Source organism: Pantoea sp. MHSD4 (assembly GCF_021043305.1).
Lineage (GTDB): Bacteria > Pseudomonadota > Gammaproteobacteria > Enterobacterales > Enterobacteriaceae > Pantoea > Pantoea eucalypti.
The window spans coordinates 994,183-1,009,752 of record NZ_JAJNDH010000001.1 but is presented as its reverse complement, the minus strand read 5'-3'; the positions used below and the strand labels follow the sequence as shown (position 1 = coordinate 1,009,752).

General features: G+C 56.2%; 16 protein-coding genes. 8 read left to right on the top strand and 8 right to left on the bottom strand.

Annotation, left to right across the window (positions count from 1 at the left end; all coding sequences use genetic code 11):
* Positions 1-33: 33 nt before the first annotated feature.
* From LQK91_RS04650 to pspA, 6 genes are read right to left on the bottom strand one after another with little or no spacing between them, the layout of a single operon-like run.
* Positions 34-1,095, bottom strand: coding sequence for a YcjF family protein (locus LQK91_RS04650; protein WP_003853794.1), 1,062 nt, complete (start codon positions 1,093-1,095; stop codon positions 34-36).
* A complete protein-coding gene (locus LQK91_RS04645; protein WP_039660168.1) occupies positions 1,092-2,489 on the bottom strand; it encodes a YcjX family protein in 1,398 nt (465 codons plus the stop codon). The genes LQK91_RS04650 and LQK91_RS04645 overlap by 4 nt, the downstream gene beginning before the upstream one ends.
* The gene (gene pspD / locus LQK91_RS04640) at positions 2,470-2,718 is read right to left on the bottom strand and encodes a phage shock protein PspD (RefSeq protein WP_039660166.1); all 249 of its coding nucleotides are present in this window, start codon (positions 2,716-2,718) and stop codon (positions 2,470-2,472) included. Before pspD ends, LQK91_RS04645 begins: the two co-directional genes overlap by 20 nt.
* Positions 2,719-2,772: 54 nt before the next feature.
* On the bottom strand, positions 2,773-3,123 hold the full coding sequence (pspC, locus tag LQK91_RS04635) for an envelope stress response membrane protein PspC (protein ID WP_039660164.1): 351 nt from the start codon (positions 3,121-3,123) through the stop codon (positions 2,773-2,775).
* Complete coding sequence (gene pspB / locus LQK91_RS04630; RefSeq protein WP_003853799.1) at positions 3,120-3,347, bottom strand: envelope stress response membrane protein PspB; 228 nt, start codon at positions 3,345-3,347, stop codon at positions 3,120-3,122. Before pspB ends, pspC begins: the two co-directional genes overlap by 4 nt.
* 35 nt (positions 3,348-3,382) lie before the next feature.
* The gene (gene pspA, locus LQK91_RS04625; protein ID WP_008925259.1) at positions 3,383-4,048 is read right to left on the bottom strand and encodes a phage shock protein PspA; all 666 of its coding nucleotides are present in this window, start codon (positions 4,046-4,048) and stop codon (positions 3,383-3,385) included.
* 163 nt (positions 4,049-4,211) lie between these two features.
* Here pspA and pspF point away from each other — a divergent pair, with 163 nt between their 5' ends.
* Positions 4,212-5,213: a phage shock protein operon transcriptional activator gene (pspF, locus tag LQK91_RS04620; protein WP_078804515.1), complete on the top strand. Its 1,002-nt coding sequence runs from the start codon at positions 4,212-4,214 to the stop codon at positions 5,211-5,213.
* A 105-nt stretch (positions 5,214-5,318) separates the two neighbouring features.
* Here pspF and LQK91_RS04615 read toward each other — a convergent pair whose 3' ends face one another.
* Entirely contained in the window at positions 5,319-6,554 is a 1,236-nt protein-coding gene (locus LQK91_RS04615; protein WP_105099142.1) for an MFS transporter, read from the bottom strand.
* A 494-nt stretch (positions 6,555-7,048) separates the two neighbouring features.
* Here LQK91_RS04615 and sapA point away from each other — a divergent pair, with 494 nt between their 5' ends.
* The 7 genes from sapA (at position 7,049) to LQK91_RS04580 (ending at position 14,574) form a co-directional block, all read left to right on the top strand.
* Complete coding sequence (sapA, locus tag LQK91_RS04610) at positions 7,049-8,674, top strand: ABC transporter substrate-binding protein SapA (protein ID WP_003853805.1); 1,626 nt, start codon at positions 7,049-7,051, stop codon at positions 8,672-8,674.
* On the top strand, positions 8,671-9,636 hold the full coding sequence (sapB, locus tag LQK91_RS04605; RefSeq protein WP_003853807.1) for a putrescine export ABC transporter permease SapB: 966 nt from the start codon (positions 8,671-8,673) through the stop codon (positions 9,634-9,636). The genes sapA and sapB overlap by 4 nt, the downstream gene beginning before the upstream one ends.
* Positions 9,623-10,513: a putrescine export ABC transporter permease SapC gene (sapC, locus tag LQK91_RS04600; protein WP_078804454.1), complete on the top strand. Its 891-nt coding sequence runs from the start codon at positions 9,623-9,625 to the stop codon at positions 10,511-10,513. The genes sapB and sapC overlap by 14 nt, the downstream gene beginning before the upstream one ends.
* Entirely contained in the window at positions 10,514-11,509 is a 996-nt protein-coding gene (gene sapD, locus LQK91_RS04595; RefSeq protein ID WP_003853811.1) for a putrescine export ABC transporter ATP-binding protein SapD, read from the top strand.
* A gap of 1 nt (position 11,510) precedes the next feature.
* Positions 11,511-12,314, top strand: a complete 804-nt coding sequence (sapF, locus tag LQK91_RS04590; RefSeq protein WP_003853814.1) for a putrescine export ABC transporter ATP-binding protein SapF — start codon at positions 11,511-11,513, stop codon at positions 12,312-12,314.
* A gap of 141 nt (positions 12,315-12,455) precedes the next feature.
* The gene (gene fabI, locus LQK91_RS04585; protein WP_003853816.1) at positions 12,456-13,244 is read left to right on the top strand and encodes an enoyl-ACP reductase FabI; all 789 of its coding nucleotides are present in this window, start codon (positions 12,456-12,458) and stop codon (positions 13,242-13,244) included.
* A gap of 217 nt (positions 13,245-13,461) precedes the next feature.
* Positions 13,462-14,574: a CMD domain-containing protein gene (locus tag LQK91_RS04580; protein WP_008925264.1), complete on the top strand. Its 1,113-nt coding sequence runs from the start codon at positions 13,462-13,464 to the stop codon at positions 14,572-14,574.
* Between the two features lie 5 nt (positions 14,575-14,579).
* Here the strand turns inward: LQK91_RS04580 and LQK91_RS04575 are convergent, their stop codons facing one another.
* Complete coding sequence (locus tag LQK91_RS04575) at positions 14,580-15,476, bottom strand: LysR family transcriptional regulator (RefSeq protein WP_033743061.1); 897 nt, start codon at positions 15,474-15,476, stop codon at positions 14,580-14,582.
* Positions 15,477-15,570: the final 94 nt, after the last annotated feature.

Sequence of the window (15,570 nt, the reverse complement as noted above, 5' to 3'; positions counted from 1 at the left end):
CGGCTATGCCGCCTTTAATATGTCACGAGAGATTCAGGCTGATTTGTTACCGCCCTTCTGCAGTGCCTCTTTCAGCTGGCCCAGCAGTTCGCGCCGAAAATCGCCAAGCCGTGGCTTATCCTGCTCCAGCCACGGCAGTGGACGACAAAGCTCCATCGCTTTGATGCCCAGCCTTGCTGTCAGCAGACCGGCACCAATGCCCTGGGCAGCACGCGTGGAAAGCCGGGCTGCGATATCCTGTGACATCCAGTCCATTCCCACTTCCCGCACCAGTTCGGACGCGCCGGCAAAAGCCATATTGAGCAGCACCAGGCGGAACAGCCGGATACGGCTGAAGTAGCCCAGCTCAATGCCGTATATCGCCGCGATGCGATTGACCAGCCGCAGATTACGCCAGGCGATAAACGCCATATCCACCAGTGCCAGCGGACTGACCGCAATCATCAGTGTTGCTTCCGCAGCATGACGACTGATTTCACGCCGCGCCTGCCTGTCCAGAACGGGCTGCACCAGCTGCGCATACAAGCGCACGATTTCGCTGTCATTGTGGGTTTCGTGCAGCGAGGCATGCCAGCGCTGCAGGGCCGGATGCGCCTGATCCAGTTCAGCCTGCTGGGCCAGCTTTTCGCAGAATGCCCGACCTTTACCGATACCATGACTGTGCAATAGCTCCCGGCCCACATCCCGCTCTTCGGCACGCTGACGCAGCTGGTAGAGCCGACGCCACTCAGTGGTCAGCGCGCCGACACCCGCCAGCACAATAAGTCCGCCTGCTACGCCGCTCCCCAGTGAAAACCAGTCGCGTGCCAGCCAGGCGTCATGCGTCCACTGCACCCCCTGCGCAATCACGCTAACGCCAAACAGCAGTGCGCCTGCGGTCACCATTTTGCGCCACAGACTGCGTTTAGGTTTCAGAGCCGCTTCCACTGCGCGCTCCCCTGCACCTTCTTCTTCTACGGCAACATCTTCATCCTGCACTGCCAGAAACGCAGCCTGCGCGTCCGCTTCAAAGGTCTGCGCCGGACGCAGCGGCGTAGTAGTACTCTCATCCAGCGGGCGAGCAAAATCGATACGCGGCTTCAGCGGATCACTCATCGCAATTTATCTCCCAATAAAAATTCCAGCGCGGCATCCATGCGGATATGCGGCAGTGGACGGTCGACGTCGAGCTGCTGCGGCCGGAACTGTTCAAACTGAAAACCCTGCTGCTGCCAGAAGGCATTGCCAGGCAGGCGCGGCGGGACTTCACCCGGATAGACGGTAAGCGGTTCACCATCATCCAGCCGGTGACCGCGCAGGGCCGGGATCTTCTCGCCACGGTGGTCGACCAGGCCGCTCTGTGTCGCCTGCACTGATGCCAGTCCGATGCAGTCCATGCTAATCCCCTCAAACGCGGCGTTCTGCCAGGCATCCTGCACCAGTTGCTGCAACAGCGAGACCATGTTGCCGTGCTGATCGCTGGTGATGTGATCCGCTTTAGTCGCCGCAAACAGTAATTTGTCGATCACCGGTGAGAAAAGCCGGCGAAACAGGGTGCGCTGGCCGTAATGAAAGCTCTGCATCAGCTGAGTCAGCGCCAGCCGCATATCATTAAACGCCTGAGGACCACTATTCAGGGGCTGGAGGCAGTCAACCAGCACGATCTGGCGGTCAAAACGCAGGAAGTGATTTTTGTAAAAGCCCTTCACCACATGCTGGCAGTAGTAGTTGAAGCGCTGCTGCAGCATGCTGAAGTTACTCCCCTTATCCGCCTGCGCCAGCTTAGTGAGTTGCGACTCATCAGCGGTTGGCCAGGGGAAAAACTGCAGCGCAGGCGCGCCTGCCATATCGCCAGGCAGCACGAACCGTCCAGGCTGAATAAAATGCAGGCCTTCAGATTTACAGCGATGCAGGTAGTCAGTCCAGGCCGCAGCAATCTCTGCCAGCTGGGTTTCATCGGCGGGAGCAAGCGGATCGAGTTTTTCGCAGAGCGTGCGCCAGGGTTTTGCCCACTCCGCACGATCGCCCTGCAGCAGACCGTTCATCTGCCGTGACCAGGCGAGATAATCCTGCGCCAGCATCGGCAGATCCAGTAGCCATTCTCCGGGATAGTCGACAATTTCCAGATAGAGTGTTGCCGTCTCTTTCAGATGACGCAGCAGCGAATCATTTGGACGGTAACGCAGCGCCAGACGCATTTCGCTGACGCCACGGGTGGGCGTCGGCCAGGCGGGCGGCGTGCTGTAGAGTTGTGCCAGGCCTTCGTCGTAGGTAAAGCGCGCGGTTCCCATGTCCCGCTGCGGCACCCGTTTGACGCCCAACAGTCGCTCGTCCCGCACAACGGAAAACAGCGGCAAACGTGCGCCGCTGTGAACCGTTAAAAGCTGATTGACCAGTGAGGTAATAAAGGCGGTTTTACCGCTGCGGCTTAATCCGGTGACCGCCAGCCGAAGGTGGCGATCAACGCCACGGTTCATTAATGCCATTAATTCACTTTGCAGTCTTTTCATCGTTCTCCCTGATGAAGCGCGATGCCACCCGATTCATCACGCGTTTCAGCAATGGCTCAAGTGCCACAGCCAGCAGAAGACGTAACGGGCGTCGCGCTACCGATTTCACCGCCCAGCCAGTGACACCGGCGGGACCGTAGGTAACAGCATTGATAATGATAAATTTAGCCGCCGACTTCAATGCAGGTGCCGCGCGGTGGCGAAAAGCAGTGGATCGCGAAAAAGACATCAACACCTCCATTGAGAGAGCGGACGGGCCCGTAACGGCCCGGCAATAATATAATCAAATCTGGCGGAAGCGGCTGCGTACGCTGAAAGTTTCAGACGTCACATAACGCTCCACGTCGCGCACGCTGCGCTCATCGCGCTGCAGCGCACTCTCCAGCTGGTCCAGCAGCTCGCTGGCGCTGAGCTGACGTTCGTCCTCCGTGACATTGGCGGGTTTCACATCCAGCACAAAACCCAGCACGAAATAGGCGACCACCGTAAACATAAACAGACCAAAGAACAGTGATAAGACCACAATGACCCGAAGCAGACGCACCGGAATATCGAGATACTCCGCCAGACCCGCACAGACGCCCATCAACTTTCCTTCGTCAGGCTTGCGCCACAACTTACGGCCTTTCATCATGGCTGCCTCCAGTTAGGGTGTTCGGCATCCAGAATCGCTTCCAGTGCGTCAATGCGTTCACGCATCCGCTGTGCATCCTGCGTAACACGCTGCAGGCGCTGGATTTCGCTTTGCGACAGTTCCGAACCGCCGTTGCGTTTGTTGTTGTAATGCAACCATAACCAGATCGGTGCGACAAACAGCACGAAGATCGTTAAGGGTATGGCAAGAAAAAGTGCGCTCATTGACTCTCCTTAATCACTTATTGCAACGTCGATCATTACTCACTGCGGTTCATTTTGGCTTTCAGCGCATTAAGCTGCTGGCTGATTTCATCATCCGCTTTCAGGTCAGTAAACTGCTGGTCCAGGGTTTTTGGCTTACCGAAGCCGTGGCTTTCAGCTTCCGCTTCCATGTGGTCAATGCGACGTTCAAAGGATTCAAACCGGGCCATCGCTTCGTCGATTTTACCGCTGTCCAGCTGACGACGAACATCGCGTGATGAAGAGGCCGCCTGGTGACGCAGCGTTAACGCCTGCTGGCGGGCACGTGTTTCAGTCAGCTTTTTCTCCAGCTCACTGATTTCGCCTTTCATACGTTCCAGCGTCTCTTCAACCTGGCCCACTTCCTGTTTCAGTGAAGCGATAAGGTCAGTGAGTTTCTGTTTTTCGATCAGTGCTGACCGCGCCAGATCATCTTTATCCTTACGAAGCGCCAGTTCCGCTTTTTCCTGCCATTCGGCCTGCTGGATCTCTGCCTGCTCAATACGGCGTGACAGCTGTTTCTTTTCAGCCAGCGCCCGCGCAGAGGTGGAACGCACTTCGACTAAGGTGTCTTCCATTTCCTGAATCATCAGACGGACCAGTTTCTGCGGATCTTCAGCACGCTCCAGCAGGGAATTAATGTTGGCATTTACGATGTCAGCGAAACGAGAAAAAATACCCATAATGATGTTCCTCTTTTAATGTTTTAAAACGTGTTGCCCTGCTTAGTTAATACAAGATGCGTGCCAATTTTTATCACATTGATTTTTAAGGAATTTGATATTTTACAGCCTCGTCCGCATATTTTAAGATAGTCAAAATGATTAAGGGATGGCGAAATTCATCATGACAGGCACTAACGATAATCTTTTAGGTGAGTCGAACAATTTTCTGGAGGTTCTTGAGCAGGTCTCCAGACTGGCTCCGCTGGAAAAGCCGGTTCTGGTGATTGGCGAGCGCGGAACGGGTAAAGAGCTGATCGCCAGCCGTCTGCACTATCTCTCTGACCGCTGGCAGGGACCGTTTATCTCGCTGAACTGCGCCGCGCTGAATGAGAACCTGCTCGATTCTGAACTCTTTGGCCATGAGGCCGGTGCCTTTACCGGTGCGCAGAAGCGCCATCTCGGACGTTTTGAGCGGGCTGATGGTGGCACGCTGTTTCTGGATGAGCTGGCAACCGCGCCGATGCTGGTGCAGGAAAAGCTGCTCAGGGTAATTGAATATGGGCAGCTGGAGCGTGTCGGCGGCAATCACTCCCTGCAGGTGAATGTGCGGCTGGTCTGCGCCACTAACGAGGATCTCCCTGCGCTGGCGGCAGAGGGGAAATTCCGAGCCGACCTGCTGGATCGTCTGGCCTTTGATGTGGTGCAGTTACCGCCCCTGCGCGAACGCCGCAGCGATATTCTGGTGATGGCCGATCATTTTGCCATCCAGATGTGCCGCGAACTCGGCCTGTTACTTTTTCCTGGTTTTACCGCTCAGGCGCAGCAGACTCTGCTTGATTACCACTGGCCCGGCAACGTCCGTGAACTTAAGAACGTCGTGGAACGCTCAGTCTATCGTCATAACAGCAGCGAGCAGTTGCTGGATAACGTCATTATCAACCCCTTTGCTTCACGTCCTGAACCGGTTGCGCTCATCCGTGCCAGTCAGAACGCGGAGAGTAACGACCTGCCTGCCCTGCCGCTGGATCTGCGCCAGTGGCAGAATCGACAGGAGCGGGATCTGGTGGAAGCCAGCCTGCAACAGGCACGCTATAACCAGCGCCGCGCCGCCGGGTTGCTAGGTGTTACCTATCATCAGCTGCGCGCGATGATGAAAAAGCACGACATAAAAGCCGAAAACTAGACAGGTCGACGATGACATCTTTGTCTATGCGTTATGTTTTCTGGTTAATCGCTGTCAAAACTGTCTGGTAACGTCCTGGCTGCTTTAGCAGGAACAAAAAAGCAATTACATGTTATGCGGCTTAGTGCCCATTTTGTCAGGTTGCCTGAGGGTCGGAACCAGCAGGACAGCAGCTGTCACAATAACCACCGCCAGTGCTGACATCAGCAAAACATTGTCTGTGCCATATTGTGCCGCCAGCGGCCCCGCAACCAGTTGACCAATAGGAATGGAGATAAAGGAACCCATCGCATCATACGCGTACACGCGAGCCAGTTTATCGGCTGGGATATGAGTCTGTAATGAATGCGCCCAGGTTACGCCAAACAGGCCTAATGAAACGCCAGCGATAAAGAACCCTGCAATCAGCCATGCTGCTGATGCATTCAGGCCTAGCATCATTATCGGGAGTGCACAGAGACCTGCCAGCATAGCGCCAATCAGAAGATCACGACGTGGATGCCATTTCATAGCCAGAAATGATCCAGCAATTAAACCTGCGCTCTGGGCGGCCACAATCATCCCCCACTGCGCCCGCCCGAAAGAGGCGTCAGCAATTATCGGGCCATAGACTTCTACAATGCCATTAAACGCGACGTTGATAATGGCGAACTGAAGGACTATCGACCAAATCCAGCTTCGCCCGGCAAATTCTGCCCAGCCTTCTTTAATATCGCGCAGGATATTGCCTTGCATCGTCCCGCCCTTATTCGGGCTCACACGCATAAGGAAATAAAGCGGCGCGGAGACCGCAAATCCCAGCGCATCTATCGCCAGCCCCCAGCCCGGCCCGACAGCACTGGTCATCACGCCTCCCAGCGACGCTCCCAGTACCGTGCCGCCATAAACACTGAGCTGAATGAAAGCATTGGCCTGACGCAGGTGCTGTGCAGGCACGACCTGCGGAACCAGCGCAGAGGAAGCTGGCAGAGCAATCCCCGATGCCGCGCCATTCACCGCGCCCAGCAAGGTGAGGCTGATTACTGTGGCTGAACCCTCAAGCACAGTCCACGCAACGAAAGCCTGAGAAACAGCAGCTATCAGCGCCGATACAACTAATACCCGACTACGTGAGTAGCGGTCGGCAACCACACCGCCCACCAGCAGAAAGAGCACGTTGAACAGGGAGCGGGATGCCACCACGACGCCTAAATCAGAAGCAGATCCATCCATATCCAGAACTGCAAAGGCCAGCGCGATGGGCGCGATTCCATTGCCCAGCACGGTAAACAAACGTCCGAAAAACAGATAACGAAAGGAGGGATAGTGGAAAGCCTGAGCGCTTTTCTGGAATTTAGTCATTGTCCGGCGTTGGTTGGGCAGAGGTTGTGCTTATAGTAACGGCGTTTCTGTAATAGTTAAGTCCGGTTTTAAGCCGGTCTTGCTCAGGTAAATGCCAGGCCATTACAGATATCATTCTGTTTTACTCTTTTTCCATCCCCATGCTTTCATGCAAAACCGCAATCAGTGCACCTGTTCAGTCAGCGGTGATCCTGCTCTTCAGAGCTATGCACCCGACAAAAAAAAGCCCGCCATGAGGCGGGCAACAATACTGGAAGCAATGTGAGCAATGTCGTGCTCTTCTTCGGCAGAGCCACCGTCGAAGTGCATATGAATAATAATCATTCCTATTATCATTTGTAAAGCACCCGTTGAGAATTTTTCTCATTACCACACCTTCTGTGCGCTCTTTTTCCTGATGCAGGATGAAAAACAGCCTGGTAGCCGCTGCAGGTTTTGGGACAATGCCCGCTTTGCGATACACTCTGCCTAATGCCTCAAAATCGTTGAGTTCTATGTCAAAACTACTATGTTCGCTGTTGCTCAGCCTCAGCGTGTTGAGTGCCCCTGCGTGGTCAGCGCCTGCGGGTGATATCCGCCAGACCGGCTTTGTCTATTGCGTCAGCGGCACGCTGAATACCTTTAACCCGCAGATGGCCAGCAGCGGGCTGACTGTCGATACCCTGGCGGCACAACTTTATGACCGCCTGCTGGATGTTGATCCCTACACCTATCGTCTCAAACCCGATCTTGCGTCCAGCTGGGAAGTGCGCGACAACGGCGCAACGTATCGCTTTCATCTGCGTGGCGGCGTGCAGTTTCAGCAGACCAATCAGTTCCACCCTACCCGACCGCTGAACGCAGACGACGTTGTTTTCAGCTTCGAGCGGATGTTTGACCGTAATCACCCCTGGCATAACGTCAACGGCGGTAATTATCCCTATTTTGATAGCCTGCAATTTTCCGACTCAGTGCAGAGCGTGAAGAAAATCGACAGCAGGACGGTTGAGTTCAGACTCAACAGCCCGGATGCGTCGTTCCTGTGGCACATGGCGACCCACTATGCGCCGGTGCTGTCGAAGGAGTATGCCGACCAGCTGACGGCGCAGGGACACCAGGAAGAGATGGACAGGCAACCCGTTGGCACCGGCCCTTATCAGCTCAGCGAATATCGCACCGGCCAGTACATCCGTCTGGCGCGCAATCCTCATTACTGGAAGGGTGTTCCGCGTCTGCAACAGGCGGTAATCGATCTGGGGTCTGGCGGTACCGGACGGCTCTCCAAACTGTTAACCGGCGAATGCGATGTACTGGCCTATCCCGCGGCCAGCCAGCTCAGCATTCTGCGCGATGATCCGCGCCTGCGGATGACCCTGCGTCCTGGCATGAACATCGCCTATCTGGCTTTTAATACCCGCAAGCCGCCGCTCGACCGTCCTGAAGTGCGTCACGCGCTGGCGCTGGCAATCAACAATGAGCGGCTGATGGAGTCGATTTATTACGGCACCGCCGAAACGGCTGCCTCCATATTACCGCGCGCTTCCTGGGCCTATGACAATGATGCGCGTATTACCAGCTATGATCCGGATAAATCCCGGGCCGCGCTGGCAGCATTGGGCATCAGCGATTTGCATCTGCGACTGGTGGTGCCAGTGGCATCGCAGTCCTGGAATCCCAGCCCACTTAAAACCGCCGAATTGTTACAGGCAGATCTGGCACAGGTTGGTGTGCGGCTGACGATTGTACCGGTAGAAGGCCGTTTCCAGGAGGCGCAGCTGATGGCGATGAATCATGATCTGACGCTGTCAGGCTGGGCCACTGACAGTAACGATCCTGACAGCTTCTTCCGTCCTCTGCTCAGCTGTGCGGCGATTCGCTCACAGACCAATTACGCGCACTGGTGCTCGCCGGCCTTTGACGAAACACTGCAGAACGCCCTGTTATCACAACAACTTTCGGGCCGCATCGACAGCTATGACAAAGCGCAACAGATTCTGGCACAGGAGTTACCGGTACTGCCGCTGGCATCCTCTCTGCGGCTCCAGGCGTTTCGTCATGATATCAAGGGGCTGGTGCTGAGTCCGTTTGGCAACGCCTCGTTTGCCGGTGTTTATCGTGAAGCTGATGAGGGGAGTAAATGATTATCTATATTTTGCGGCGCCTGCTACTGCTGCTCATCACCCTGTTTCTGCTGTCGCTGGTCAGCTTCAGCCTGAGCTATTTTACCCCTAATGCGCCGCTGGAAGGCGCTGCACTCTCGGACGCCTGGTGGTTCTGGTTTAAAGGGATGCTGCAGTTTGATTTCGGCGTCTCCAGCACTAACGGTCAGGAGATTGGTTTACAGCTGCGCGAGGTGTTCCCGGCCACCATGGAGCTCTGTATCCTGGCGTTTCTGTTTGCGCTGCTGGTGGGCATTCCGCTGGGAATCTGTGCCGGTGTGATGCGCAACAAATGGCAGGATAAAACCATCAGTGCGCTGGCGCTGATTGGCTTTTCTGCGCCGATCTTCTGGCTGGCGCTGATTCTGACGCTCTTTTTCTCGCTGACGCTGGGCTGGCTGCCAGTGTCAGGTCGCCACGATCTGCTTTATCCGGTTCAGAACGTCTCTGGTTTTGCGCTGATTGACGCCTGGCTGAGTCGTTCGCCGTGGCGACATGAGATGATTATCAGTGTCCTCTCGCACCTTATTTTGCCGGTGCTGGTGCTGGCGATGGCACCGACAACAGAGGTGATACGTCTGCTGCGCAACAGCACCAGCGACGTGATGGACAAAAATTATGTCAAAGCGGCCGCCACGCGCGGTCTTTCACGCTTTACCGTCATCCGCCGCCACGTGCTGCATAACGCGCTGCCGCCGGTGATTCCACGTCTTGGCTTGCAATTTTCCACCATGCTGACGCTGGCGATGATTACGGAGATGGTCTTTAACTGGCCTGGTCTGGGACGCTGGCTGATTAACGCGATTCGCCAGCAGGATTATGCGGCGATCTCAGCCGGTGTCATGGTTATTGGCGGACTGGTGATCCTGGTGAATGTGATTTCTGACGTCATTGGCGCGGCCATGAATCCGCTGAAACATAAGGAATGGTATGCCGTCCGATAATATCTACGCCGAAAAACGCCTGCCCAGCGCATTTCGTCAAAGCTGGCATCATTTCTACGGCAACCCGATTTCAATGGTCGGACTGTATGGCTTTGGCGCACTCTTATTGCTCTGCCTGTTTGGCGGTCTGATAGCGCCCTACGGTATTGACCAGCAGTTCCTGGGCTATCAGCTGCTGCCGCCCTCCTGGTCACGCTATGGCGATGTCTCGTTCTTTCTCGGGACTGACGATCTGGGTCGCGATGTACTGAGCCGCCTGCTGAGTGGCGCAGGCCCCACAGTGGGTTCAGCGATTCTTGTGACGATCTCCGCCACCCTCGGAGCGCTGGTATTGGGCGTGCTGGCGGGCATGACGCACGGTATCCGCTCGGCCGTCATGAACCATGTCCTGGACACCCTGCTCTCGATTCCGTCGCTGTTGCTGGCGATTATCGTGGTGGCGTTTCTCGGGCCACGACTCGAACATGCGCTGCTGGCCGTCTGGCTGGCATTGATGCCACGTCTGGTCCGCGAAATATACAGCGCCGTGCATGATGAGCTGGAAAAGGAGTATGTGGTGGCTGCTCGCCTTGATGGCGCTCGCGGTCGCAACATTCTGCGCTATGCCATATTGCCCAATATTCTGCCGCTGCTGATTACCGAAATAACCCGCGCGCTGTCGATGGCCATTCTGGACATTGCCGCACTTGGCTTTCTCGACCTTGGCGCGCAGTTGCCTTCGCCGGAATGGGGCGCGATGCTCGGCGATTCACTGGAGCTGATCTACGTCGCACCCTGGACCGTTATGCTGCCCGGCGTGGCGCTGATGGTGAGCGTATTAATTGTTAACCTGCTCGGTGACGGCATCCGTCGCGCCGTCGAAGCGGGAGTGGAATAAATGCCGTTACTCGATATCCGTAATCTCACCATTGAATTTATGACCGCTGACGGGCCGGTCAAAGCCGTTGACCGCGTTAATCTGACGCTGGGCGAAGGCGAAGTCCGGGGACTGGTCGGAGAATCCGGCTCCGGCAAGAGTCTGGTCGCCAAAGCTATCTGCGGCGTCACCAACGATAACTGGCGTGTTACCGCTGACCGCATGGTGTTTGATGATGTGGACCTGCTGCGCTTATCGCCGCGCGAGCGTCGTCGCATTATCGGACACAACGTCTCAATGATTTTTCAGGAGCCGCAATCCTGTCTGGATCCCTCAGAGAGCATTGGTCGCCAGCTGATGCAGGTGATCCCGCGCTGGACGTACAAAGGGCCATGGCTGAAACGCTTCTGGTTCTGGCGCAAAACCCGCGCTATCGAACTGCTGCATCGTGTCGGCATTAAAGATCACAAAGATATTATGCGCAGCTTCCCTTATGAGCTGACTGAAGGTGAGTGCCAGAAAGTGATGATCGCCATTGCGCTGGCTAACCAGCCGCGCCTGCTGATTGCGGATGAACCAACAAATGCCATGGAACCGACCACCCAGGCGCAGATTTTCCGCCTGCTGAGCCGCCTCAACCAGAATAACAACACCACTATTCTGCTGATCAGCCATGACCTGCGCACAATGAGTCAGTGGGCAGATCGAATCAACGTGATGTACTGCGGTCAGACGGTGGAAACCGCCCAGAGCGAAGATTTGATGAGTACGCCGCATCACCCTTATACCCAGGCGCTGATTCGGGCCATGCCCGATTTTGGGCGCGCCCTGCCGCACAAAAGCCGTCTTAATACCCTGTCGGGCGCGATTCCGTCGCTGGAGAGTTTACCGATTGGCTGTCGTCTGGGGCCTCGCTGTCCCTATGCCCAGCGTAAATGTATTGAAACGCCTCGGCTCACCGGCAGCAAAACCCATCTCTACGCCTGTCATTTCCCGCTGAATATGGAGGGCCAGTAGCATGGAGACCCTGCTGGAAGTGCGCAACCTGAGCAAAACCTTTCGCTACCGTACGGGCCTGTTTCGCCGTCAGCACGTTGAAGCAGTGAAATCGGTAAGCTTTACCCTGCGTGAGAAACAGACGCTGGCGATTATCGGCGAAAACGGCTCGGGTAAATCCACCCTGGCGAAGATGCTCAGCGGCATGGTCGCCCCCACTGAAGGTGAGATTCTGATTGACGATCATCCGCTGACCTTCGGCGATTATGGCTATCGCAGTCAGCGCATACGCATGATTTTTCAGGATCCCTCAACCTCACTGAATCCGCGACAGCGCATCAGTCAGATCCTGGAGTTTCCATTGCGGCTCAATACCGAGCTGAATGCGGAGGAGCGCGAGAAACGCATCATTGCTACGCTACGTCAGGTTGGCTTACTGCGCGATCATGCCGGGTACTATCCTCACATGCTGGCGCCCGGTCAGAAACAGCGTCTGGGCCTGGCGCGTGCATTGATCCTCCAGCCTAAAGTCATTGTGGCCGACGAAGCGCTGGCCTCGCTGGATATGACTATGCGATCTCAGCTGGTGAATCTGATGCTGGAACTGCAGGAGAAGCACGGGATCGCCTACATTTATGTCACGCAGCATCTGGGCATGATGAAGCACATCAGCGATAAAGTGCTGGTGATGCATCAGGGCGAAGTGGTCGAGCGCGGCGGCACGGCGGACGTGCTGGCCTCCCCGCTGCATGATCTGACACGACGGCTGATCAGCAGCCACTTTGGCGAAGCACTGAGTGCCGAAGCCTGGCGGCGTGAGCGCTGATTTTTGCTGCATATCGCGGAAATTGCGGGGCGATTTACCTGATTTATGAGAGACGTGCTAGAATCCGCACGTCGATTAACGTCGGTCGCTTACTTTTTAATCATGCGGCCGCCAACTACAATGACCATAAGGATTACAGCTATGGGTTTTCTTTCCGGTAAGCGCATTCTGATTACTGGCGTTGCCAGTAAACTTTCCATCGCCTACGGTATTGCACAGGCGATGCACAAACAGGGCGCAGAACTGGCTTTCACCTACCAGAACGACAAGTTAAAAGGTCGTGTGGAAGAGTTTGCCAAAGAGTTGGGTTCAGACATCGTGCTGCCATGTGACGTAGCTGAAGATGAGAGCATCAAATCTCTGTTCACTGAACTGGCAAAAACCTGGCCAAAATTTGACGGTTTCGTTCACTCTATCGGTTTCGCGCCTGGCGACCAGCTGGTAGGCGACTACGTGAACGCCGTGACTCGTGAAGGCTTTAAAATCGCGCATGATATCAGTGCTTACAGCTTCGTCGCGATGGCCAAAGAGTGCCGCGAGATGCTGAATCCACAGTCTGCGCTGCTGACCCTCTCATACCTGGGTGCTGAGCGCGCAATCCCGAACTACAACGTGATGGGTCTGGCGAAAGCGTCGCTGGAAGCTAACGTGCGTTATATGGCGAACGCCATGGGGCCGGAAGGCGTGCGTGTTAACGCCGTTTCTGCGGGTCCAATCCGCACCCTGGCAGCTTCAGGCATCAAAGATTTCCGTAAGATGCTGGCGCATTGCGAAGCGGTCACCCCGATTCGCCGTACTGTCACCATTGAAGATGTCGGCAACTCAGCAGCATTCCTCTGCTCTGATCTGGCTGGCGGCATCACCGGTGAAGTGGTACACGTTGATGGCGGCTTTAGCATCGCTGCAATGAACGAGCTGGAACTGAAATAAGTTCCGCAAGGGCGAGCCTGGCTCGCCCTTCTCTTTATCCCCGCCTCGCTCTTCCTGCCTGATTTCGCTCCCGTTATACCGTAACGCTATTAATTATCACCGATCATTCTTTTGCCCCGGCCTGCCCATCAGCGACGATAAGCCTGACCTTCGGTTTATGCACATTTTCAGACTTTGCCGCCTGCATGCCGAACCCGATTTTGCAAAAGGATTGATCATGGAACAACGCCGCTATCCGGGCCATAACCACTGGTTTTATGAAAGCCAGACCAGTCCACGTATTGCTCAGGCCGCACCGCTGGTGCCAGAGGCTGCCCATATTGATGACCGTTTTCTGCTGGGATGCTACGCCGATAACACCGTAGTGCAGTCACTGCTGCGCACGCATCAGCCGGCCCTGCTGGCCGCGCGCGATCTGGCACAACTGCTTTTTCCTGATCGCGTCAACAACTCACTCACCCATACACTAACGCTCTACGATCGCCTCAGTACTGCGCTAACCGTCGCGCAGGTCGCGGGCGTGCAGCGGTTGTGTAATCACTACTCTGCCCGATTAAATCCATTGCCCGGGCCCGACTCCTCACGCGAGAGTAATAATCGCCTGACCCAGATCACACAGTATGCCCGCCAGCTGGCGATGCAGCCTGAGCTCATCAACGCGAGCGCGATCACCGCCCTCGATGCGGTCGGCCTGACTGAACCCGATATTGTCACGCTGAATCAGGTGATCGGGTTTGTCAGTTACCAGGCACGCGTGGTTGCCGGATTGCAGGCGCTGCAGGGTCAGCCGGTACGCTGGCTGCCGGGCAGCTCCCTGCCCCCTGATGCTGATTCCACCGGTTTTGACCAGCCTGCCCGCTGGCAGCCCGTGCTGAAACCGCTGGAGTTGCGCTATGCCAGTGCTGAGCAGCTCGCTGCCGTTACCCGCTGTCAGTCTCTTCCCGGCATGCAGGAGGCGGTATGGCTGCTGGCCCATGATCCCTCGGCGCTCTATGGCTGGGCGCAGCTGTGTCAGCATCTTTCTCAGGAGGATACGCTGGCCGAGGCAACCGCTGCGCGTATTCTGGGCAGTCGCTGGGCGTTCCGGCTGCTGGACGGGAACGACATCCTGATTGAGGGTGTGGAGGAGACGGCGTCAAAAGGTGAAGAACAGCTGATTATTGCGCTGTCGGTACAGCTGACCCGGTCACCTGAGCGATTCAGCGCCGCCCACCTGCAACCGCTGATGGAGGCAGGCTGGGAGGCTGAAGCGTTGTTCGCGCTAATACAGCGTGTTGCGCTAGGCAACTGGAACAGCCGCCTGTTTTACGCGCTGGGCGAGGCGAAGTAACTGCGTTATACCGGCAGCAGACCACGCGCTTCGTCGAAAAAGTGCTGTGCCAGCGGTGTGGCACGGCCAGGTTCGGCTATCACCAGTGCCGCCTGACGTGCCATCGGCGGCAGCGTAATGGCGCGCTGCTGCAGTCCCTGCAGTGAAGCGGGCAGCAGGTGACCAACCGGTGACACCAGCAACCCCAGCCCGACCTGCGCACACTGCATCAGTTGCATAATAGAGGCACTCTCAACGATCACGCGCGGCACCAGTGCCGCCTCGCGAAACGCCATATCAATGTAGCGGCGGAAATAGCGCGTGGGCTCCGCCAGACAAAGTGGCTGTTGAGCCAGTTCATCCAGCGTCAGCGGGGTTCCCCCCACCAGCTCGGGGAAATGGTCGGGATGGAATACAGCTTCAGCGCCCCGGTCTGCCAGCATCTCGGTCTGAAAATGGAGTTCCCGTAGCGTCGCCATCTCGAAAAAACCGATACCGACATCCACGGTGTGGCTATTGAGCGCTTCCAGCAGCTGATCAGCACTCAGCACCGCAATGCGGTAGTCGAGCTGGGGATAACGCGCCTGCACCGCTTTCAGCAGCAACGGCAGCGCCATGCTGCACTGCGGCACCACGCCAACCCGCAGCGTGCCGTTTACCCCATGTTTCAGTGATTCAACTTCCAGCTTCAGCCCCTGATACACCGACACGATTTCCCGCGCCCAGGCCAGCACGCGATCGCCCTCTGGCGTAAATCCGGCAAAGTTATTGCTGCGGTTAATCAGCGGCAGGCCCAGCTCGCGCTCCAGGTTTTTCAGGCGCATCGAGAGCGTTGGCTGTGTAACAAAACTGGCTTCTGCGGCCCGCCCGAAATGGCGTTCACGCTCCAGATTACATAGGTAGATCAGTTGTTTAATGTCGATGTTATTTATCCATCTGCAGGTTAAAGCGTGTTTTCGTCACTGTCTCGCTGTCAGAGTCAACCCGAGTTAAGAGTGAGATGTTACCCTGCTTAAA

Coding starts and splice junctions, on each gene's coding strand:
- LQK91_RS04650 (WP_003853794.1), bottom strand. CDS start 1,095: ATGAGTGATCCGCTGAAGCCGCGTATCGATTTTGCTCGCCCGCTGGAT.
- LQK91_RS04645 (WP_039660168.1), bottom strand. CDS start 2,489: ATGAAAAGACTGCAAAGTGAATTAATGGCATTAATGAACCGTGGCGTT.
- pspD (WP_039660166.1), bottom strand. CDS start 2,718: ATGTCTTTTTCGCGATCCACTGCTTTTCGCCACCGCGCGGCACCTGCA.
- pspC (WP_039660164.1), bottom strand. CDS start 3,123: ATGATGAAAGGCCGTAAGTTGTGGCGCAAGCCTGACGAAGGAAAGTTG.
- pspB (WP_003853799.1), bottom strand. CDS start 3,347: ATGAGCGCACTTTTTCTTGCCATACCCTTAACGATCTTCGTGCTGTTT.
- pspA (WP_008925259.1), bottom strand. CDS start 4,048: ATGGGTATTTTTTCTCGTTTCGCTGACATCGTAAATGCCAACATTAAT.
- pspF (WP_078804515.1), top strand. CDS start 4,212: ATGACAGGCACTAACGATAATCTTTTAGGTGAGTCGAACAATTTTCTG.
- LQK91_RS04615 (WP_105099142.1), bottom strand. CDS start 6,554: ATGACTAAATTCCAGAAAAGCGCTCAGGCTTTCCACTATCCCTCCTTT.
- sapA (WP_003853805.1), top strand. CDS start 7,049: ATGTCAAAACTACTATGTTCGCTGTTGCTCAGCCTCAGCGTGTTGAGT.
- sapB (WP_003853807.1), top strand. CDS start 8,671: ATGATTATCTATATTTTGCGGCGCCTGCTACTGCTGCTCATCACCCTG.
- sapC (WP_078804454.1), top strand. CDS start 9,623: ATGCCGTCCGATAATATCTACGCCGAAAAACGCCTGCCCAGCGCATTT.
- sapD (WP_003853811.1), top strand. CDS start 10,514: ATGCCGTTACTCGATATCCGTAATCTCACCATTGAATTTATGACCGCT.
- sapF (WP_003853814.1), top strand. CDS start 11,511: ATGGAGACCCTGCTGGAAGTGCGCAACCTGAGCAAAACCTTTCGCTAC.
- fabI (WP_003853816.1), top strand. CDS start 12,456: ATGGGTTTTCTTTCCGGTAAGCGCATTCTGATTACTGGCGTTGCCAGT.
- LQK91_RS04580 (WP_008925264.1), top strand. CDS start 13,462: ATGGAACAACGCCGCTATCCGGGCCATAACCACTGGTTTTATGAAAGC.